The organism is Pseudomonas pichavaramensis (assembly GCF_050473265.1).
GTDB lineage: Bacteria > Pseudomonadota > Gammaproteobacteria > Pseudomonadales > Pseudomonadaceae > Aquipseudomonas.
The window spans coordinates 180,239-200,024 of record NZ_JBJKFJ010000011.1; the positions used below are offsets into that span (position 1 = coordinate 180,239).

Genomic DNA, 19,786 nt, shown 5'->3' on the forward strand with positions numbered 1-19,786 from the left:
AAACAACAGAAAAAGGAGATATCCCATGAAAGGCAAATCCTTGGCATGGGTCCTGTCCGCCGCGCTCGCGGGCACTGCCCTGAGTGGCATGGCACAGGCCGAAGAGAAATTCGTGACCATCGGCACCGGCGGCCAGACAGGCGTCTATTACGTGGCCGGTCAGTCCATCTGCCGTTTCCTCAACCGTGGCTCCGCCGAGCACGGCATCAAGTGCAACGCGCCAGCCAGTGGTGGCGGTGTGGCCAACGTGAATGGCATCCGCAGTGGCGAATTCAACTTCGGCATCATGCAGTCCGACCACCAGTACAAGGCCCTCAACGGCGCTGCGCCGTTCGAAGCCGAAGGCGCGATGAGCGATATCCGCGCGGTGTTCTCGCTGCAGAGCGAAGTGTTCACCATCCTCGCCCGTCGCGACGCCAACATCAAAAGCTTCGATGACCTCAAGGGCAAGCGTGTCAATGTCGGCAACCCGGGTTCCGGTCAGCGTGACACCCTGGAGGAGATCATGGCCGTCAAAGGCTGGGATCGCTCCGCGTTCGCCCTGGCTGCCGAGCTGAAGCCGGCCGAGCAGGCCAGTGCCCTGGGTGACAACAACATCGACGCCATGACCTACTTCGTCGGTCATCCGAATGGCGCGATCCAAGAAGCCACCACCACCACCGACGCCGTTCTGGTACCGGTGACCGGCGCCGAGATCGACAAGCTGCTGGCCGAGAAGACCTACTACACCAAGGCCGACATTCCTGGTGGTCTGTACAAGGGCAACGATCAGCCGACCCCGTCCATCGGCGGCAAGGCCGTGCTGTCCACCAGCGCCAAGGCTGACCCGGAAGTGGTCTACCAGCTGGTCAAGTCGGTGTTCGACAACATCGATCGCTTCAAGCGTCTGCACCCGGCATTTGCCGACCTGAAGGAAACCGACATGATCAAGGTCGGTCTGACTGCCCCGCTGCATGAAGGCGCCGAGCGCTACTACAAAGAGCGCGGCTGGCTGTAAGCCTCAGGCCCTGTCGGTCGATCCGGCAGGGCAATCTGCGATGCGCCGCCAGGCGCATCGCTCGATTCGCTTCTAGTGTTAAACAAACCCGCAGGCGCAGGTCTGCGGGTTTTGCCGTTTTCCGATTACTCGAATGCAGGTTCGCCCCATGCATGACAAGCAACTTTCCACCGAGGAACTGATCGCCCAGGACGTCGGCGCGCGTTTGCCCGTCGGCCCGATGGCCAAGGCGATCACCGGCCTGGCGCTGCTCTGGTCGCTGTTCCAGTTGTGGATCGCCTCACCACTGCCGTTCATCTTCGGCTTCGGTGTGCTCAACGATACCCAGACCCGTGCCATTCACCTGGCCTTCGCACTGCTGCTGGCGTTTCTCGCCTATCCGGCGTTCAGGACCTCGCCACGTGACCGCGTGCCGCTGCTGGATATCGCCCTTGGCCTGGTGGCTGCCGCCAGTGCCGCCTACCTGTTCATTTTCTATCAGCAGCTGGCCTTGCGCCCTGGCAGCCTGACCACGGGCGACCTGGTGACCGCCTGCATCGGTATCCCGCTGCTGCTGGAGGCGACCCGTCGTGCGTTGGGCCCGCCGCTGGCGATCATCGCCCTGGTCTTCCTCATTTACAGCGTGGCTGGCCCCTGGATGCCGGGGCTGCTGGCGCATCGTGGGGTCAGCTTCCACGCGCTGGCCAACCACCAGTGGATCACCACTGAAGGCGTGTTCGGTATCGCCCTGGGTGTTTCCACCAGCTTCGTCTTCCTCTTCGTCCTGTTCGGTGCGCTGCTCGAACGCGCGGGTGCCGGACATTACTTCATCCAGCTGGCGTTCAGCCTGCTCGGTCACTTCCGCGGTGGCCCGGCCAAGGCCGCGGTACTGGCGTCCGGTCTGACCGGGATGATCTCCGGCTCGTCGATCGCCAACGTGGTGACCACCGGTACGTTCACCATCCCGATGATGAAACGCACCGGCTTCTCCTCGGAGAAGGCCGGCGCGGTCGAGGTGGCATCGTCGGTCAATGGCCAGATCATGCCGCCGGTGATGGGCGCTGCAGCCTTCCTGATGGTCGAGTACATCGGCATGTCCTATGTCGAGATCATCAAGCACGCCTTCCTGCCTGCCGCGATTTCCTATATTGCGCTGCTCTACATCGTGCATCTGGAGTCGCTCAAGCTCGGCCTGCAGCCCATCGGTGGCCATCAGCCCAAGCCCTGGCTGCGTCGTCTGACCGGCTTCGCCTTCGGCGCAGCGTTGATCAGCGGTCTGTCGCTGGCCGTCTACTACGGCCTTGGCTGGCTCAAACCGGCGCTGGGCGAGTACGCCTTGCCGGTAATCGGTGTGCTGCTCGCGCTGGTTTACCTGGCCTTGCTGAAAGTCGCCGCCAGTGTGCCGGTGCTGCCGGCCGAAGACCCCAATGCGCCGCTGGAGGAATTGCCGCAGACCCGCGCGGTGTTGCTGTCCGGTCTGCACTTCCTGCTGCCGGTGGTGGTGCTGGTCTGGTGCCTGATGATCGAGCGTCTGTCGCCCGGTCTGTCCGCCTTCTGGGGCAGCGTGATGCTGATCATCATCCTGCTCACTCAGCGCCCGCTGCTGAGCTGGATGCGCCGCGATGGCAGTCATGACCACGGCACCTTCGTCGACGGCGTGGTCGACCTGCGCGAGGGCCTGATCGCCGGTGCGCGCAACATGATCGGTATCGGCATCGCCACGGCGGCGGCCGGCATCATCGTCGGTGCGGTATCGCAGACCGGTGTCGGTCTGGTACTGGCCGATCTGGTCGAGCTGCTGTCGATGGGCAACCTGCTGCTCATGCTGCTGCTGGTCGCGGTGTTCAGCCTGGTGCTCGGCATGGGCCTGCCGACCACCGCCAACTACATCGTGGTGTCCAGCCTGCTGGCACCGGTGGTGGTGGCGCTTGGGCAGCAGAACGGCCTGATCGTGCCGCTGATCGCGGTGCACCTGTTCGTTTTCTACTTCGGCATCATGGCCGACGTCACCCCGCCAGTAGGCTTGGCTTCGTTCGCTGCCGCTGCGGTGTCCAAGGGCGATCCGATCAAGACCGGTCTGGTGGCGTTCTTCTACAGCCTGCGCACCGCCGCCTTGCCGTTCCTGTTCATCTTCAACACCGACCTGCTGTTGATCGATGTGGACTTCTGGCACGGGGTGATCATCTTCATTGTGGCAACCATCGCCATGCTGATCTTCGCTGCCGGTACCCAGGGCTTCTTCCTGGTGCGTAGTCGCTGGTACGAGAGCGTGCTGCTGTTGCTGGTCGCCTTCAGCCTGTTCCGCCCTGGTTTCTGGATGGACATGGTGCACGACCCGTATCAGGACATCCCGCCGGCGCAGCTGGCCCAGGCGCTCGATGGCGTCGAGGACGGCAGCTCCCTGCGCCTGCGTATTCGCGGTGAGGATGCGGTGGGCGATCCCCGCGAGTTCAGCCTGCTGCTGCCGGTGCCGGACGGTGCCAGCGGTGAGGAGCGTCTGCAGAACCTGGGCCTGAATCTTTACGAAGAAGACGGCAAGGTGCTGGTCGACAGCGTCACCTTCGGCAGTATGGCGGCCGATGCCGGCCTGGAATTCGATCAGGAGATCCTGACGGTGCGGGCGCCAACCGATCGCTGGGTCAAGGAATTGATGTGGATTCCGGCGTTTTTGCTGTTCGGCTTGATCGTGCTGCTGCAGCGTCGCCGCAAGACGCCGCAACCGGCGTAGTCAGACGTGCAAGGCAGCTTCGGCTGCCTTGTTCGTTTATGGCTCCGATGGTTTCTCACTCGCCGCCGTCGAGCTGCAGGGCGCCGGTGTCCTTGCTTTCCAGCACCACGTAGGCGCTGGCGCAGAACAGCGAATTGAGCCGCTTCATGTCGGCGATCAGCTCCAGGTGCAGGGAACTTGTCTCGATGCTCTGCACCACCTGCCGTTGCAGTCGACCGATGTGCGCATGAGCCAGCCGACGCTCCTGAGCGCGGAAGCGCCGCTTCTCCCGCAGCAATTGGCTGGCGCTGGCCTGGTCGGCACTGAGAAACACGTTCAGGCCCAGGCGCAGATTGGCCATCAGTTGGCCGTGCAGGTGGCTCAGCTCTTCCAGACCCTTCTCGGAGAATGCGCGGCGTTGTGCGGTCTTCTCGCTCTGGATCTTGCCCAGCATGCGCTCGATCAGGTCACCGGCCTGTTCCAGGTTCACCGCCAGCTCGAGGATCTCGGCCCAGCGCCGGCTCTCATGGTCACTGAGTCCTTCCCGGGGAATCTGCGCCAGGTACAGCTTGACCGCCCGGCACAGGCTGGCGACATCGTCATTGAGGCTACGCAGCTCCTTGGTCAGGGCCGGCTGGTTGTGCTCCAGCACCGGCCCCAGATGGCCCAGCATGCTCTCGACCTGGTCACCGGCACGCAGGGTTTCGCGTACCGCATTGGCCAGCGCCAGGCTCGGTGTCGCCAGTGCTGTCGGGTCGAGATGGCGGGGGCGGGCGACGCCGTTGTCGTCGTTGCGGTCCGGTAGCAGCCAGTTGCAGAAGCGCGCCATCAGGCCGACGCTGGGCAGCATCAGCAGGGCGCGCAGGCTGTTGTAGAGCAGGTGGAAGAAGATCACCACTTCCGCTGGCCGCCAGTTCAGGCTGTCCAGCCAGGTCGCCAGTGGCTGCAGTACCGGCAGCACCAGTAGCAGGCCGATCAACTTGTAGATCAGGCTGCCCAGTGCGACGCGACGCCCGGCCGGGCTCTGCAGGCTGCTGGTGAGAAAGGCCAGCACGCCACTGCCGATGTTGGCACCGATGACCAGGCCGATGGCCACCGGCAGGCTGATCATGCCGGCCCCGGCCAGGGTCGCGGTAAGCAGTACGGCAGCCAGGCTGGAATAGGTGAGCAGGGCGAACAGGGCGCCGACCAGCGCGTCGAGCAGCAGGTCGCCGGTGAGCGAGGCGAACAGCACGCGGATACCGCGCGCCTCGGTAATCGGTGTGGCGGCGGCGACGATCAGCTCCAGAGCCAGCAGCATCAGGCCCAGGCCGATCGCCACGCGCCCAAGCTGGCCGGCGCGGGTCTGCCTGCGCGAGAGGAAGAAGATTACCCCGATAAAGATCAGTAGCGGGCTCAGCCAACTGAGGTCGAGGGTCAGTACGCGCGCCATCAGCGCGGTGCCGACATCGGCGCCGAGCATGATCGCCAGGCCGGGAGCCAGTGCCATCAAGCCCTGGGCGACGAAGGAGGTGACCAGCAAGGCAGTGGCGTTGCTGCTTTGCACCAGTGCGGTGACGCCGATGCCGGCGACGAAGGCCAGCGGCCTGCGGCTGACGTTGTGGCTGAGGGTCTTGCGTAGTTGCGAACCGAACACACGCAAGATGCCGGTACGTACGATGTGAGTGCCCCAGACCAGCAGGGCAATGGCTGACAGCAGATGAAGCAGGGTCAGCATAAGTCGGCCCCCTGTGTGACGGCCGACGAGGAATTATGTTTTCGGCCTGTATTGAGCATCGGCCGAAAACCCGCATTGCGCCAGTCAGCCGTCGCGCAGCACTTTCATTTCGGCATCGTCAGCGGAGAAGCCGCGCTCGAGTTTGAACTTCAGGCTCAGGTCGGTGCGTGAGTCGGCGAACTTCAGGGCATCGGCCAGGTTGATACGCCCCGCTTCGAGCAGGGTGAACAGATGCTGGTCGAAGGTCTGCAGTCCCTGTTCTGCCGCACGGGCGATGGCTTCGCGCAGTTCGTCCAGCTCATCGCGCTGGATCAGATCGCGGATGTAAGGCGTGCCGAGCATCAGCTCCACCGCAACCACGCGTTTCTGTTCGATACCCGGGACCAAGCGCTGGCCGACCACCGCGAGCAGGTTGTGGGCCACGTCGGCGAGCACCTGTTTGCGTGCCTCGTCGGGGAAGAAGCGGGCAATACGCTCGATGGCGTGACTGCTGCTGGTGGCGTGCAGGGTGGCGACGCACAGATGGCCAGTCTCGGCATAGTGCAGTGCGTGCTGCATGGTGGCGGCGTCGCGGATTTCGCCGAGCATGATCACGTCCGGCGCCTCGCGCAGCACGTTGCGCAGGGCATCGTCGAAACTGTGGGTATCGAGGCCGACTTCACGCTGGTCGATGATCGAGCGCTGGTGGCTGTGGAGGAACTCGATGGGGTCTTCGATGCAGACGATGTGGCCACTTTTGTGGCGATTGCGGAAATCCAGCATCGCCGCCAGCGTGGTGGACTTGCCGGAGCCCGCAGCGCCGGTGACCAGGATCAGGCCGCGGTCCTGCATGGCCAGCTTCTCCAGCAGCTTGGGTAGACCGAGCTGTTCGACGCCCGGAATCTGGCTCTTGATCAGGCGCACCACCATGGACACTTCGCCCCGCTGGTAATAGACATTGACCCGGTAGCGCCCGGCGCCGTGCAGGCTCACTGCGAGGTTCATCTCCAGATCACGCTCGAACTCGGCGATCTGTTTCTGAGTCATCAATTGGTAGGCCAGTAGCTGTACCTCGCCGGCCTTGAGCACACGCTGACCTGCCGGTTGGCTGTGCCCCTCCACCTTCATGTGGGGCGGCGCGCCAACGCTGAAGAACAGATCCGACCCGCCATGCTGGTGCATCAGTTGCAGGTAGGGAAAAACGTCGGGCTGATCGGGGGGCGTGCTGTCGTTCATCGGCGGGCCGCAGTTCGTTGTGTTGCAGCAAGGATAGTCGGCGTCTGTCTGATCCTGTTGTTCTGCATCAAGATTATGAGGCGAATTGTCGCCCTATAGCCCAGTTGGACTGGACAGTCCCAGCCAGGAGGGCGAGAGTCGATGTGGGTTATGTGCAGGCGTTCGAGTGTCGGAGATTGGAGAGCAAATTTGGGATTCTGGGGAGGCATGCTGCTGAGCCTGCTCGTATGCATGTCGGCACGGGCTGAAGGCCTGCATCTGGTCACGGGTGATGACTACGCGCCATTTACCGGTAAAGCCTTGCCCGCCAATGGCATGCTGACCCAGGTGGTGCAGGCAGTACTGGCCGACCAGGGGCTGGCGATGACGCTCGACTGGTTACCCTGGAATCGAGGTTATCTGAAGACCACGCGCGGTGAATACGATGCGACCTTTCCCTACGTGCGTTCGGCGCAGCGCGAAGCGGACTTTCTCTTCTCAGATCCTTTGTACGTCTCTGAGCAGTATCTGTTCAGCCGCACTGTCGACAGCCTCGAAATCGATGATCTGTCTCATCAAACGGGCCTGCGCCTCTGTTTTCCGCTGGGTTGGCAGGTACCCGCTGCGATTCAGCAACTGCTCGATCAAGGCGCGTTGAGCCGTCACTCCCCGCTCGGGCTCAAGGAATGTGCGCGGCTGTTGCTGTTGCATCGTGACGATCTGTTCATCGCGGATCTGCACCTGGGGGAAAGCGCGTTGCGCTCGACGGGCGTCGGTGCAGAGCAGTTCCATCGCTCGCGGATGCTGGGCAGCAACACGCTGCATTTCATCGTGTCCAGACAACACCCGCGCGCGGCAGAGTTGATCGAGCGCTTCAACCGCGGCCTTGAGGCGATCAAGGCCAGCGGGGAATATCAGCGCATCGTCGAGGGTTATGTGGAGTAGTGCTTGATCTTCCCTGGGCCGATCAGATCAGTAGCGCCATGATCGCGACCAGGCTGCCCGCAGCCAGCAGCGTCTGCAGGGTGATGATGCCGGCCATCAATTGGCTGTCGCCGCCCAGTTGGCGAGTCAGGACATAGGCTGTGGGCGCAGTGGGCAGGGCGAAGAACAGCACCAGTACGGCGCTCTCCATGGCTGGCAGTGCCAGTGCCCAGGCCACGCCCCAGGCCAGCAGCGGCATGGCCAGCAGGCGCAGCGCGCTGTTCCAGCCCAGCGCGGGAATTTCGCCGCCCAGTTGTTCCGGTTTCAGCGCCGCGCCGACGCAGAGCAGGCCCAGTGGCAGGCTGGCGGCGGCCAGAAGGCTGAGCAGGCGGTCGGTACCACCAGGCAGGCCGATGCCGCTGAGGTTGAACAGGGCGCCACCGGCACACGCCAGGATCAGCGGATTCTTGATGATCGGCAGCAGCAGGCTGCGGGCGCTGACGCCGCGCTCGGCCGTCAGCGACCAGACCGACAGGACATTCACCGTGGGTACCATCAGCGCCAGCATCAACGCGGCAAGAGTCAGGCCTTCCTGGCCGAAGAGGCTGCCCACCGCAGCCAGGCCCAGGTAGGTGTTGAAGCGCAGAATACCCTGGGTGAAAGCGCCGAAGCGCCCGGCAGGCCAGCCACGCAGGCGTCGTATCAGCAGGAGCGCGAGCCAGCCGATGCCCAGGCCAAGCAATACCGCCATCGCCAGACGTGGCAGGGCGGGGTTGTTCAGCGGCACTCGGGCCAGGCTGGAAAACAACAACGCAGGGAACAGAATGAAGTAGTTGAGGCGTTCGGCGCCCGGCCAGAAGGCTTCACTGGGGAACTCGCGCAGGCGCAGCCAGTAGCCGGCAACTATCATGGCGAACAGCGGCCATAAGGCCAGCAGCAGGTCTATCACGGGAACCCCCGGTGGTGGTGAGCGCCTATCTTGGTCAGCGGCGCATGGCAATGCAAGACGGAGTAGTGATGAACGAACAGCATGAAGGTGGTTGCCAGTGCGGCGCCCTGCGCTACCGGATCGAGGCGCCGTTGGTGGATATCGCCCACTGCCACTGTTCCATCTGCCGGCGTAGCAGCGGCGGCATTCTCACCACCTGGGTGACGGTGCCGGCGGCGAGTTTCCGCTGGTTACAGGGCCGCCCGCGCGCGTTTGCCTCCTCGGCCAGTTGCACGCGTTACTTCTGCGCAGATTGCGGCGCACACCTGGCGCTGCTCACCACGCTCAGCCCGGATACGCTGGACGTGACGGTCGCCACGCTCGATGCCCCGGAGCGGGCACCGGCCAACCGACATATCTGGGTAGGCAGCCGTCTGTCCTGGTTGGCGGTCGATCCGCAGTTGCCGGAAGAAGACGAGGAGTTGATCCCCTAGCCGGGTGTGTTGGCGTATAGAGCAGATGTAATCCGGTGCCGCCCCTAGGGTAGCTCCAATCCGCCACTGGCCTTGTGCAGCGCACGCAGGTGTTCACCGAGGGCGATGAGGTTGGCCTCGTTGGCTTCCAGCTCTACCAGGCGATGCGCCTCGAGCAGCTTGCGGACTTCGCCATCCAGCTCGTCGCTGAGCTGACGCAGTTGCCGCTGGCGTTCGCGGCTGCGGTCTTCCAGGCCCTGCCATTCGCTGCCTTGCGGCAGGCCGTAGCCGCCTTCGAGCAGCTCGGCGGGGCGGCTGAGAAAGCCACTGTTGGCGAGTATCTGTTCCAGCGCGCTGCCTGCCTTGTTCAGGTTCGGATCACCTGCGGCGCGGTCCGTCAGGTAGCGTTGCTTGAGTTCGTCCTGGGCCAGCAGCAGCTGTCGGCGCAGCGCGGCTTGTTCCAGCAGCAGCAGGGCGGCGCTGGCCCGCAGGTCGGCTTGGCTGAACCACTGGCGACGATCCTCTGCGGCTTGTTCCAGCCAGGTTTCGACGCTGTTCTGCGTAATCGGCAGGCGCTGCCGCAATACCTTGAACATCGCCTGGTAGCGGTCGCGGAAGGAGTCGAAGCGGTAGCCCAGGCGCAAGGCTTCGCGCGGGTCGTCCAGCACCGACATGTCGGCCAGGCCGCGGGCATCCATCAGTTCAAGCAGGCCATTGGGCAGGATGCTGTCGAGTGCCTGCAACTGCGTGCTGCCAGTGCCGCTGCGCAGCAGCTTGAGGGTTTCCACTGCGCAGTTGTTGGAGACGAAGTAGTAGTCGCCGTCATAGCTCCAGTGCTGCTCAACGGCGCGCGTCACCAGTCGTTCCACTTCGTCGCGCGACAGACGCAGCGGTACCGAGGCCAGGCTGCGCAGTTCGACCTTGGTGTATTCGTCGATCACCTGCTCCAGTGGCAGGACGAACAGGCGCGACGGGTAGACGCCGGTCAGGCCATCCCAGCTGGACAGTTGCAAATCACCGACGAAGGCGCGGTAGGACAGCACCAGATGGTGATCGAGGTCCAGCCGGCAATCGGGGCCGCGCGGCCGGCCAGGCGCGCACACGATCAGGCGCAGCATGCTGTGACCCCAGCGGCTCATCCAGGCATCGTTGGCTTCGGCCAGCAGGTAGTCGACTGCATACACGCGCTCGGGGTCCAGGCGGCCGAGTGGCTGGCGGGCGAAGTCGCGCCCGGCGTTGAGATAAGGGAAAGCGCTGGCGCAGGCTTCGGCAGGTGGCGCCCAGTTGAAGTGTTCACGGAAATAGCGGGCCAGCGACGGACGCCGGCAGGCGTAGCTGGCATCGAGCAGAAAGTACTCGAGGTTGACCGCGACGAACTCCAGCGCATTGCGCAGTTCGTAGTCGTCTGGGCTGCGCGCCACCTGGCCGTTGTCCGTGTCGCGTGCGCCGTGTTTGCCAACACGCTGTGCCCAGCCGGCCAGGTCGAGCAGGTGTGGGTCGTCGCTAAGCGTGAAACGGCGTTCGGTCTGGCCACGGCAGTCGTCCGGCAGGCCGACCAGGCCGATCGATCTGGCGCGTTGCCGACACTGGTTGATCTGCCGGCGCTCGGCAGCGGGCCAGAGTCGGGCGCGATCATAGAGGTGAGTCAGTTCGTGCAGCAGGGTGGCCAGCAACTCCTGGCGCTGAGTGCCGTGCGGACGCCCGGTGTGGTTGCGGGCTGCCGAGCCATCGACCAGTGTTGGCAACAGCTCGGCATTGAGTTCGATGCCACTGAAGCGACCGACCTGGCCGTAGATGTCGGCAGGCATGTCGGCACGCCAGCTGACGTTGACCTCCCGGTCCAGTCTTGCAATGAAACGTGGCGGCAACGCCGCCATGGCCTCGTCCAGCAGCGCCTGGCTTGCCCGGCGTTCGGAGGGCGTGAGTGTCTCGTCATTCAAGGTCAGCTGTAGCTGCGCCTGGGCAAACCCTGCAGCGAGCGTCAGCAGAACGCCGCAGCACCAGGCGGCGAGACGAGTCACAGCGCGAGGATGGCTTCGGCCAGTTGCAGGTCGCTGGCCTGCTGCGCTTCCGGCAGCTGCTGACGGATGGTCTGCAGGGCCGCTTCCAGTTGCGCACCACGAATTTCGCCAGCGCTGGCGACGAAGCTGGCTGCGTCGTCGCGGGCCTCGACCACGGCTTTCATGTCACGCAGTGAGGTGGTGGTGTCGGAGGTGAAGTTGATGCTGCGATCCAGCGCGCGCACCACAATGTTGCTGGTGGCGACCAGGGTTTGCGCCTGAGCGATACCACTGAACAGGGCGCAGCCGGTTAGAGCGATGACGAGTGAACGACGCATTAGGAATAGCTCCGGGAACTGCAGAACGGACGATTTGACGTGAGCAAACCCGTGCGGTTCCCCGCGCCGGGTTGATGGGTGAAGTTTAAGGGGCGAAGCAGGGCCGGTCAGCTCTCAGCCGAGCGACTGGCAGGGCAAAGTTTTACAAGCTGAGAATTGCCTGGGCCAGCGTCAGGTCATCGGCTGTCGCGTCGCCAGTTCACGGGAGTGGCGGCGAATATGCTGCAGGGCAGCCTCGAGCCTGACGCTGCGAATGGCGCCGTCGCTGGCGACGAAACTGGCCGCGTCATCACGTGCTGCGCGTATCTGCTTCATGTCACGTAGAGAACTGGTTGCATCCGAGAGGCCGTCGACCGTGCCGGCCAGGGCTCCTATGAGGGTGTCCGTGGTGGCGACCAGGCTACTGGCGCTGGCACTGGCGACGAGCAGCATCGTCAGCAAGGCGGTGCTGAAGGATTTTTTGACAGGCATCTGGGGTTACTCCAAGGCTGCGGGGCAAGGTGCTGCCCGCGTTCGCAGCTTAGCCCAGAAGGCTTGGTTGCTGCATTGCTGGCCTAGCGCCAGAAGGGCTTGGCCAGCTCTTGCTCACGCTGAGCGGTGCTTATGCCTGCATCGGCCAACTGTTGCGCATTCAGCTGGGCAAGCTGGCGGCGTGTGCGCAGGTTGCGCTGCCAGTGGCGCAGCAGTGCGTAGAGGCGCAGGTAGTTCAGGGTGCGAGGATGTTCATGCTGCGAGAGCGGGGCGTGCGTGCGGTCCATGGCGTGCTCCTGTCCAGAGACAAGGTGTGGCAGTCCATGATCTCGCCAACGGCTGTGGAGGAGCAGATACAAATGGGGAGAATTGTGCAGGGGCAGTGTCTGCTGTCTGGCAACTGTACTGCTCGTCAGGGCGACGACTGTTGCAGATAAAACGAAAGCCCCACCGCAGCAGAGACGGTGGAGCTCTCAGAAGATCCCAATTCTGGGATGGAGCAAAGCGGTGTATCAGCGCCAGAACGGCTTCTGCAGTTCGACGAAACGCTGATTTTCGGTGATGCCGGCGTCAGCGAGCAGGCGGGCATCCAGTCGAGCCAGTTGACGACGGCTGACGATGCGGCGCTGCCACAGGCTGAGGGTGGCGATCAGGCGCAGGGGCAAGGCAGACTTGTCGCTTGCAACACTGTGAGTTTGGAGCAGGGCGGAACTGAGGGTACGTTCCATGGTGGTCATCCTTCCGCTTGTGGCGGGTCTGGTGTTTGCTTTCGATGGGGAAATTATCCCGAGCGCGAGCGTGGCCCAGTAGTCACAGCTAGATGAAATTGTTGTGCCATTAGATAGGTTGCTTTGTAACTGTTCGGTCAGGAAATGAATGAACTGTACTGGCCATAAGTTAAAAAACTGGGTGCAACCCATTTATGCGAGATTTTTAACTGGGTGCAACCCATTCGTCATGGTCTTTCGAGCAGTACAGTTGCAAATTGATTGGTTGTGCTGTTTGACCTGAAATTCAGCTTTTTTGCCGGGTCCATGAACAGAAAACCCGGCGCGCGGCCGGGTTTCTTGTCTACCTGGTCAGGGCTTATTCCACGGCCTTGACCATGTCTTCGATGACCTTCTTGGCGTCGCCGAAGACCATCATGGTCTTGTCCATGTAGAACAGTTCGTTGTCCAGGCCGGCGTAGCCGCTGGCCATCGAGCGCTTGTTGACGATGATGGTCTTGGCTTTGTAGGCCTCGAGGATCGGCATGCCGGCAATCGGCGACTTCGGATCGTTCTTCGCCGCCGGGTTGACCACGTCGTTGGCGCCGAGCACCAGCACCACGTCGGTCTGGCCGAACTCGGAGTTGATGTCTTCCATCTCGAACACCTGCTCGTAAGGCACTTCGGCCTCGGCCAGCAGCACGTTCATGTGGCCCGGCATACGCCCGGCAACCGGGTGGATCGCGTACTTCACGGTCACGCCGCGGTGGGTCAGCTTCTCCGCCAGTTCCATCAGCGCGTGCTGGGCACGGGCCACGGCCAGGCCGTAACCGGGGACGATGACCACGGTGTCGGCGTTGGTCAGCAGGAAGGCGGCGTCGTCGGAGGAACCCGACTTCACATTACGCTCCTGCTGCGCGCCACCGGCGCTGCCAGCGTCGGCATCGGCGCCGAAGCCACCGAGGATGACGTTGAAGAACGAGCGGTTCATCGCCTTGCACATGATGTACGAGAGGATCGCGCCCGAGGAACCCACCAGCGAGCCGGCGACGATCAGCATCGAGTTGTTCAGCGAGAAGCCGATACCGGCCGCCGCCCAGCCCGAGTAGCTGTTGAGCATCGACACCACGACCGGCATGTCGGCGCCGCCGATCGGGATGATGATCAGCACGCCGATGACGAAGGCCAGCGCCACCAGGATGGCGAAGGCGGTGATGTCACCAGTGAAGGTGAAGTACAGGCCCAGGGCGAGGATCGCCAGACCGACCACCAGGTTGACCATGTGCTGGCCCTTGAAGACCACCGGGGCACCCTGGAACAGACGGAACTTGTACTTGCCCGAGAGCTTGCCGAAGGCGATCACCGAACCGGAGAAGGTGATGGCACCGATGGCCGCGCCGAGGAACAGCTCCAGACGGTTGCCGGACGGAATCGCATCACCCAGGGCGGCGACGATGCCCAGCGACTGCGGTTCGACCACGGCGGCAATGGCGATGAACACCGCAGCCAGACCGATCATGCTGTGCATGAAGGCGACCAGCTCCGGCATCTTGGTCATTTCCACACGCTTGGCCATGATCGAGCCGGCGCTGCCGCCGACCAGCAGGCCGACGATGACGAAGCCGATGCCCTGCACGGCCAGATCGGCGCCGAGCTTGTAGATCAGGCCGACGGTGGTGGCCACGGCGAGGGCCATGCCGATCATGCCGAACAGGTTGCCGCGCCGCGAGGTGGTCGGGTGCGATAGGCCCTTGAGCGCCTGGATGAAGCACACCGAGGCGACAAGGTAGAGAACAGTGATCAGGTTCATGCTCATGGTCAGTGTTTCTCCACAGGCGCTTTCGGCGCTTTCTTCTTGAACATTTCCAGCATGCGTCGGGTGACCAGGAAGCCACCGAAGACGTTGACCGCCGCCAGGGCCACGGCCAGGGTGCCCATGGTCTTGCCCAGTGGGGTGACGGTCAGGGCGGCGGCCAGCATGGCGCCGACGATGACGATCGCGGAAATCGCGTTGGTCACCGCCATCAGCGGGGTGTGCAGGGCCGGGGTGACGTTCCACACCACGTGGTAACCCACGTAGATGGCCAGCACGAAGATGATCAGGTTATAGATGCCGTCGGAAATCAGGTCCATGTCCCTACTCCTTAACCGTTCTTGCGCACGACTTCACCGCCCTTGCACATCAGGCAGGCAGCGACGATGTCGTCTTCGAGGTTGAGCTGGAACTGGCCTTCCTTGTCGATCACGAGCTTGAGGAAGTCCAGCAGGTTGCGTGCGTACAGCGCCGAGGCGTCTGCCGGCACCAGCGCGGCCAGGTTGGTGTGGCCAACGAAGGTGATGCCGTGCTTGACCAGCACCTGATCGGCTTCGGTCAGCGGGCAGTTGCCACCCTGTGCGGCGGCCAGGTCGATGACCACGGAGCCCGGCTTCATTTCCAGCACGGTGGCTTCATGCAGCAGGGTCGGCGCCTTGCGGCCCGGGATCAGCGCGGTGGTGATGACGATGTCGGCCTGCTTGGCGCGCTCGTGCACGGCCTTGGCCTGACGGTCCATCCACGACTTCGGCATCGGCCGGGCATAACCGCCCACGCCTTGCGCGCACTCGCGCTCCTCATCGGTCTCGAACGGCACATCGACGAACTTGGCGCCGAGCGATTCGATCTGCTCCTTCACCGCCGGACGCACATCCGAGGCTTCGATCACCGCACCCAGGCGCTTGGCCGTGGCGATGGCCTGCAGGCCGGCCACACCGGCACCGAGGATCAGCACGCGGGCGGCCTTCACGGTACCGGCAGCGGTCATCAGCATCGGCATGAAGCGCGGATAGTGGTTGGCTGCCAGCATCACCGCCTTGTAACCGGCGATGTTGGCCTGCGAGCTGAGCACGTCCAGGCTCTGCGCACGGGAGGTCCGCGGCGCGGCCTCCAGGGCAAAGGCGGTAATGCCACGGGCATTCATGCGCGCAATGGTGTCGTTGCAGAACGGGTTGAGCATGCCAACCAGTACGGCGCCGGACTTCATCTGGGCCAGCTCGGCTTCGCTCGGGGCGACGACCTTCAGCACCAGATCAGCAGCGAAGGCTGTCGAGGCGTTGCCAATGGTGGCGCCGGCCGCTTCATAAGCGCTGTCCGGAATACTGGCGGTAATGCCGGCACCGGCTTCAACGGTCACCTTGTGACCTTGGCCAACCAGCTTCTTGATGGTCTCGGGCGTCGCGGCAACGCGCGTCTCCCCAGCATGGGTTTCGAGAGGAACACCAATGTGCACTTCAAGTCTCCTGCGTGATCTTTTTGGTGAACCGAGGCACTACGCTGGCGCGCCGGCAATTGGGGATCAGCACATAACCCACGCGAAGGTGGCGGGCGCGGCGATTGTGCAGTCGAACGCAAACCCTTACAAGAAGTTATGGAGTAAAAAAAATGCATTACTACAAGTAATGGGTCTATGAGGGATTTTTATAGCGCTTGCAGCCCGCGTCGTAGCTGAGGAAAAGCCGATTGACTCAGTCCCTAAGCGGTATTTCCTCATTCATCAGGCGAATGACCGTTGGTCGAATTGGCTGCTGTGTGAAAAGTAGTGAACGTTATGTTCGAAATAGTTGAATAGCCCGAAAGTACTGGTGTGACGTGGATTGGCTCGAGTATGGCGTTGTAGTGTGACTGTGAGCTCGCTACCTGTTCTTTTTGTGGCTTTGTACCACCATGTGCGTTGTTCTGTGCGTAGCCTAGCGCTGAAGGTAGCTGGCCGCCTGCTGGAGCAGCCAATCGCGAAACGCCTTGAGCGCTACCGATTCGGCCTTGCGCTCCGGCACCATCAAATAATAGGCCCGGTCACTGTTTGGCACGGCGCGGTCGAGGGCGATAACCAGGCTGCCTTCGTCCAGTTCGCGCTGAATCAGGAAGGGGGGGATCAGAGCGACGCCCATCTCGTGCCGAGCCGCCTGGGCGAGCATGGAGAACAGTTCCAGGCGTGGGCCTGTCATGTCGCGTGTGACGTTCATGCCCTGCGCTGCGAACCATTGGCGCCAGGCATAGGGGCGGGTGGTCTGCTGCAATAGAGGAAGTGCTGCGATGCGTTCTGCGTCCACCGGGGCATCGCCAAGCAGCGCCGGGCTGCACACCGGCAGCAGATGTTCGTGCATCAGGAAGTGCGCTTCGGTGCCCGACCACTCGGCATCACCGTAGTAGATGGCGGCATCGAAGTGGGTGTCGGCAAACAGAAAAGGTCGTGTGCGGTTGGTCAGGTGGACCATCACCTCTGGATGCAGTTGCTGGAAGGTGCGCAGGCGCGGCAGCAGCCATTGCGTACCAAAAGTCGGTACGACGGCCAGTTCGATACTCGTAGCGCCCTGGTTGCCCATCAGTGCCAGGGTATCGCGCTCGACGGCATCGAGTTGTGCTGCCACCTTGCGGCTATAAGCGACTCCGGCCTCGGTAAGCACCACGCCGCGCCGCGAGCGGCGAAACAGTTCGACATTGAGAAAGCTTTCCAGCCCGCCAATCTGCCGGCAGATTGCGCTTTGCGTGAGGCTCAGTTCGTCGGCGGCCTTGGTGAAGCTCTGGTGACGCGCGGCGGACTCGAAGGCGACCAAGGCGGCAGTGCTGGGAATTTTGCGGCGCATATATGCGAAAACCTCACTCATGAGCGATATATCAAGCTGATCAAGCTATCTCGAAGTGAACAAAAAGCACAGGTGTGTGCGGATTCTGCGTTTGTCCCTTGCGCTAACCCGGCCTAGGATCAATGTCATTCAGGGTCGGCCGGGCTGACCGTTCACTTCATCGTTTTGAGGTTTCTCGCAATGGCCAAGGCAAGCTTCAACTGGATCGACCCACTGCTGCTCGATCAGCAACTGACCGAAGAAGAGCGCATGGTGCGCGACAGCGCCCAGCAGTTCGCCGATGACAAGTTGGCGCCGCGTGTACTGGAGGCCTTCCGTCATGAGCAGACCGATCCGAAGATCTTTCGCGAGATGGGTGAGACCGGGCTGCTTGGCGCGACCATTCCCGAGGCCTACGGTGGCAGCGGCCTGAACTATGTCTGCTATGGCTTGATCGCCCGGGAAGTGGAGCGCATCGACTCCGGCTATCGCTCGATGATGAGCGTGCAATCCTCCCTGGTGATGGTGCCAATCAACGAGTTCGGCAACGAAGCGACCAAGCAGAAGTACCTGCCCAAGCTGGCTAGTGGCGAGTACATCGGTTGCTTCGGCCTGACCGAGTCGAACCACGGTTCCGATCCGGGTTCCATGGTCACGCGTGCCAAGAAGGTCGATGGCGGTTACCGCCTCAGTGGTAGCAAGATGTGGATCACCAACAGCCCGATCGCCGATGTTTTCGTGGTCTGGGCCAAGGACGATGCCGGAGAAATTCGTGGTTTCGTGCTGGAGAAGGGCTGGGAAGGACTTTCCGCTCCGGCGATTCATGGCAAGGTCGGCCTGCGCGCCTCGATCACCGGCGAGATCGTCATGGACAACGTGTTCTGCCCCGAAGAGAACGCCTTCCCGGATGTGCGCGGCCTGCGCGGCCCGTTCACCTGCCTGAACTCTGCGCGTTACGGTATCAGCTGGGGCGCGCTGGGCGCTGCCGAGTTCTGCTGGCACACCGCGCGTCAGTATGTACTGGACCGCAACCAGTTCGGCCGTCCGCTGGCGGCCAATCAGCTGATCCAGAAAAAGCTGGCGGACATGCAGACCGAAATCACCCTGGCTCTGCAAGGCTGCCTGCGCTTGGGAAGGATGAAGGACGAAGGCACCGCTGCGGTGGAAATCACTTCGATCATGAAGCGCAACAGTTGCGGCAAGGCGCTCGATATTGCTCGTCTGGCCCGCGACATGCTGGGCGGTAACGGCATCAGTGACGAGTTCGGCATCGCTCGTCATCTGGTCAACCTCGAGGTGGTCAACACCTATGAAGGTACGCATGACGTGCACGCGCTGATTCTCGGTCGTGCGCAAACCGGCATCCAGGCGTTCTTTTAAGCAGTTACCTCTCTCAACGATCCAGGGTGTGCCTGGCGCATCCTGCGGAGAATCTCCATGTCTGGCGCCCTTTCCCATATCCGTGTGCTCGACCTGTCCCGGGTACTTGCCGGGCCCTGGTGCGGGCAGATCCTGGCTGACCTTGGGGCCGAGGTGATCAAGGTCGAAAAACCGGGGACGGGAGACGACACTCGGCATTGGGGACCTCCCTATATAAAGGATGCCGAAGGTAATGACTCGCGCGAGGCCGCCTACTTCCAGAGTGCTAACCGCAACAAGCAATCCCTGACCCTGGATTTCACTCAGCCGGAAGGCCAGCGTCTGATCCGTGAGCTGGTGGGGCAATGCGACGTGCTGCTGGAGAACTTCAAGGTAGGCGGTCTGGCGGCCTATGGTCTCGACTATGAAACGCTGAAGGCGATCAATCCGAAGCTGATCTATTGTTCGATCACCGGTTTTGGTCAGACCGGGCCTTATGCCAAGCGTGCCGGCTACGATTTCATGATCCAGGGACTTGGCGGGCTGATGAGCTTGACGGGGCGTCCAGAGGGTGAGGAAGGGGCTGGGCCGATCAAGGTCGGTGTGGCGCTCACCGATATCCTCACCGGTCTCTATGCGACGGTGGGGGTGTTGGCGGCGCTCAATCAGCGTGATCAGTCCGGCGTCGGTCAGCACATTGATGTGGCACTGCTCGATGTGCAGGTGGCCTGTTTGGCGAACCAGGCCATGAACTACCTGACGACGGGCGTACCCCCCAAGCGACTGGGTAATGCCCATCCCAATATCGTTCCTTACCAGGATTTCCCCAGCGCCGATGGCAACTTCATCCTGGCTGTGGGTAATGACGGGCAGTTCCGCAAGTTCTGCGAGGTGGCGGGTATCGCTGGCCTTGCCGATGATCCGAGTTATGCCACCAACAAGGCGCGTGTGGCCAACCGGGCCGAGCTGATCCCGCGGCTGCGTCAGGCCACCGTGTTCAAGACTACGGCGCAATGGATTGAGCTGTTGGAAGCGGCGGGCGTGCCCTGCGGGCCGATCAACGATCTGCAGCAGGTGTTCGCCGACCCGCAGGTCCGGTCCCGTGGGCTGAGCTTCGATCTGCCCAATGCGCTTGGCGGTCGCACGCCTCAGGTCGCCAGCCCTCTGCGCCTGTCGGCTACGCCTGTGGCCTACCATTCGGCGCCGCCATTGCTGGGGCAGCATACCGATGAGCTGCTGCAGAGGGTGCTGGGCATGAGCGAGACACAGGTTGCTACGCTACGTGAGGCGGGAGTGATCTAAGTTTCTTACTCTCTACCTATATAAAGCGGTGCAGGCCTTTATCCGCTATTCGAAACTTTTTGCATAACAGGGCTTTACAGCTCGTTCTGGT

17 protein-coding genes and 1 pseudogene are annotated in these 19,786 nt (G+C 62.7%); 6 read left to right on the plus strand and 12 right to left on the minus strand.

Annotated elements, in window-relative coordinates; translation table 11 throughout:
* Positions 1 to 25: 25 nt before the first annotated feature.
* Positions 26 to 997: a TAXI family TRAP transporter solute-binding subunit gene (locus ACJRW5_RS18535; RefSeq protein WP_484571963.1), complete on the plus strand. Its 972-nt coding sequence runs from the start codon at positions 26 to 28 to the stop codon at positions 995 to 997.
* Between the two features lie 148 nt (positions 998 to 1,145).
* Positions 1,146 to 3,704: a TRAP transporter permease gene (locus ACJRW5_RS18540; protein WP_484571964.1), complete on the plus strand. Its 2,559-nt coding sequence runs from the start codon at positions 1,146 to 1,148 to the stop codon at positions 3,702 to 3,704.
* 55 nt (positions 3,705 to 3,759) lie between these two features.
* Here the strand turns inward: ACJRW5_RS18540 and ACJRW5_RS18545 are convergent, their stop codons facing one another.
* Both ACJRW5_RS18545 and ACJRW5_RS18550 read right to left on the minus strand, forming a co-directional pair.
* Positions 3,760 to 5,400 carry a Na/Pi cotransporter family protein gene (locus ACJRW5_RS18545; protein ID WP_484571965.1) on the minus strand — a complete coding sequence of 547 codons (1,641 nt, stop codon included), beginning with the start codon at positions 5,398 to 5,400 and terminating at the stop codon, positions 3,760 to 3,762.
* 84 nt (positions 5,401 to 5,484) lie between these two features.
* Positions 5,485 to 6,615, minus strand: coding sequence for a PilT/PilU family type 4a pilus ATPase (locus ACJRW5_RS18550; RefSeq protein WP_484571966.1), 1,131 nt, complete (start codon positions 6,613 to 6,615; stop codon positions 5,485 to 5,487).
* A gap of 189 nt (positions 6,616 to 6,804) precedes the next feature.
* On the opposite strand from ACJRW5_RS18550, the gene ACJRW5_RS18555 reads away from it, so the two are divergent.
* Positions 6,805 to 7,539, plus strand: coding sequence for a substrate-binding periplasmic protein (locus ACJRW5_RS18555; protein ID WP_484571967.1), 735 nt, complete (start codon positions 6,805 to 6,807; stop codon positions 7,537 to 7,539).
* Between the two features lie 22 nt (positions 7,540 to 7,561).
* Here ACJRW5_RS18555 and ACJRW5_RS18560 read toward each other — a convergent pair whose 3' ends face one another.
* Entirely contained in the window at positions 7,562 to 8,428 is an 867-nt protein-coding gene (locus tag ACJRW5_RS18560) for an AEC family transporter (protein WP_484571985.1), read from the minus strand.
* 107 nt (positions 8,429 to 8,535) lie between these two features.
* Between ACJRW5_RS18560 and ACJRW5_RS18565 the strand changes: the two genes are divergently transcribed.
* Entirely contained in the window at positions 8,536 to 8,940 is a 405-nt protein-coding gene (locus ACJRW5_RS18565; RefSeq protein WP_484571968.1) for a GFA family protein, read from the plus strand.
* Between the two features lie 44 nt (positions 8,941 to 8,984).
* On the opposite strand, the gene ACJRW5_RS18570 is transcribed toward ACJRW5_RS18565, so the two are convergent.
* The 9 genes and pseudogenes from ACJRW5_RS18570 to ACJRW5_RS18610 form a co-directional block, all read right to left on the minus strand.
* On the minus strand, positions 8,985 to 10,940 hold the full coding sequence (locus tag ACJRW5_RS18570; protein ID WP_484571969.1) for a DUF7844 domain-containing protein: 1,956 nt from the start codon (positions 10,938 to 10,940) through the stop codon (positions 8,985 to 8,987).
* Positions 10,937 to 11,257: a DUF2388 domain-containing protein gene (locus ACJRW5_RS18575; protein WP_484571970.1), complete on the minus strand. Its 321-nt coding sequence runs from the start codon at positions 11,255 to 11,257 to the stop codon at positions 10,937 to 10,939. The genes ACJRW5_RS18570 and ACJRW5_RS18575 overlap by 4 nt, the downstream gene beginning before the upstream one ends.
* Before the next feature lie 142 nt (positions 11,258 to 11,399).
* Positions 11,400 to 11,728, minus strand: a pseudogene (locus ACJRW5_RS18580) (DUF2388 domain-containing protein).
* Positions 11,729 to 11,811: 83 nt separating this feature from the next.
* On the minus strand, positions 11,812 to 12,015 hold the full coding sequence (locus ACJRW5_RS18585; protein ID WP_484571971.1) for a DUF1127 domain-containing protein: 204 nt from the start codon (positions 12,013 to 12,015) through the stop codon (positions 11,812 to 11,814).
* Positions 12,016 to 12,240: 225 nt separating this feature from the next.
* Positions 12,241 to 12,456 carry a DUF1127 domain-containing protein gene (locus tag ACJRW5_RS18590; RefSeq protein WP_484571972.1) on the minus strand — a complete coding sequence of 72 codons (216 nt, stop codon included), beginning with the start codon at positions 12,454 to 12,456 and terminating at the stop codon, positions 12,241 to 12,243.
* A gap of 358 nt (positions 12,457 to 12,814) precedes the next feature.
* Positions 12,815 to 14,251, minus strand: coding sequence for an NAD(P)(+) transhydrogenase (Re/Si-specific) subunit beta (locus ACJRW5_RS18595; RefSeq protein WP_484571973.1), 1,437 nt, complete (start codon positions 14,249 to 14,251; stop codon positions 12,815 to 12,817).
* Positions 14,252 to 14,253: 2 nt separating this feature from the next.
* Positions 14,254 to 14,568 carry an NAD(P) transhydrogenase subunit alpha part 2 gene (locus ACJRW5_RS18600; RefSeq protein ID WP_058171402.1) on the minus strand — a complete coding sequence of 105 codons (315 nt, stop codon included), beginning with the start codon at positions 14,566 to 14,568 and terminating at the stop codon, positions 14,254 to 14,256.
* Positions 14,569 to 14,579: 11 nt separating this feature from the next.
* The gene (locus tag ACJRW5_RS18605) at positions 14,580 to 15,701 is read right to left on the minus strand and encodes a Re/Si-specific NAD(P)(+) transhydrogenase subunit alpha (RefSeq protein ID WP_484571974.1); all 1,122 of its coding nucleotides are present in this window, start codon (positions 15,699 to 15,701) and stop codon (positions 14,580 to 14,582) included.
* Positions 15,702 to 16,158: 457 nt separating this feature from the next.
* Positions 16,159 to 17,055 carry a LysR family transcriptional regulator gene (locus ACJRW5_RS18610; RefSeq protein WP_484571975.1) on the minus strand — a complete coding sequence of 299 codons (897 nt, stop codon included), beginning with the start codon at positions 17,053 to 17,055 and terminating at the stop codon, positions 16,159 to 16,161.
* A gap of 180 nt (positions 17,056 to 17,235) precedes the next feature.
* Between ACJRW5_RS18610 and ACJRW5_RS18615 the strand changes: the two genes are divergently transcribed.
* Together ACJRW5_RS18615 and ACJRW5_RS18620 are read left to right on the plus strand one after the other, a co-directional pair.
* Complete coding sequence (locus ACJRW5_RS18615; RefSeq protein WP_484571976.1) at positions 17,236 to 18,414, plus strand: acyl-CoA dehydrogenase; 1,179 nt, start codon at positions 17,236 to 17,238, stop codon at positions 18,412 to 18,414.
* Positions 18,415 to 18,471: 57 nt separating this feature from the next.
* The gene (locus ACJRW5_RS18620) at positions 18,472 to 19,695 is read left to right on the plus strand and encodes a CaiB/BaiF CoA transferase family protein (protein ID WP_484571977.1); all 1,224 of its coding nucleotides are present in this window, start codon (positions 18,472 to 18,474) and stop codon (positions 19,693 to 19,695) included.
* Positions 19,696 to 19,786 lie beyond the last annotated feature (91 nt).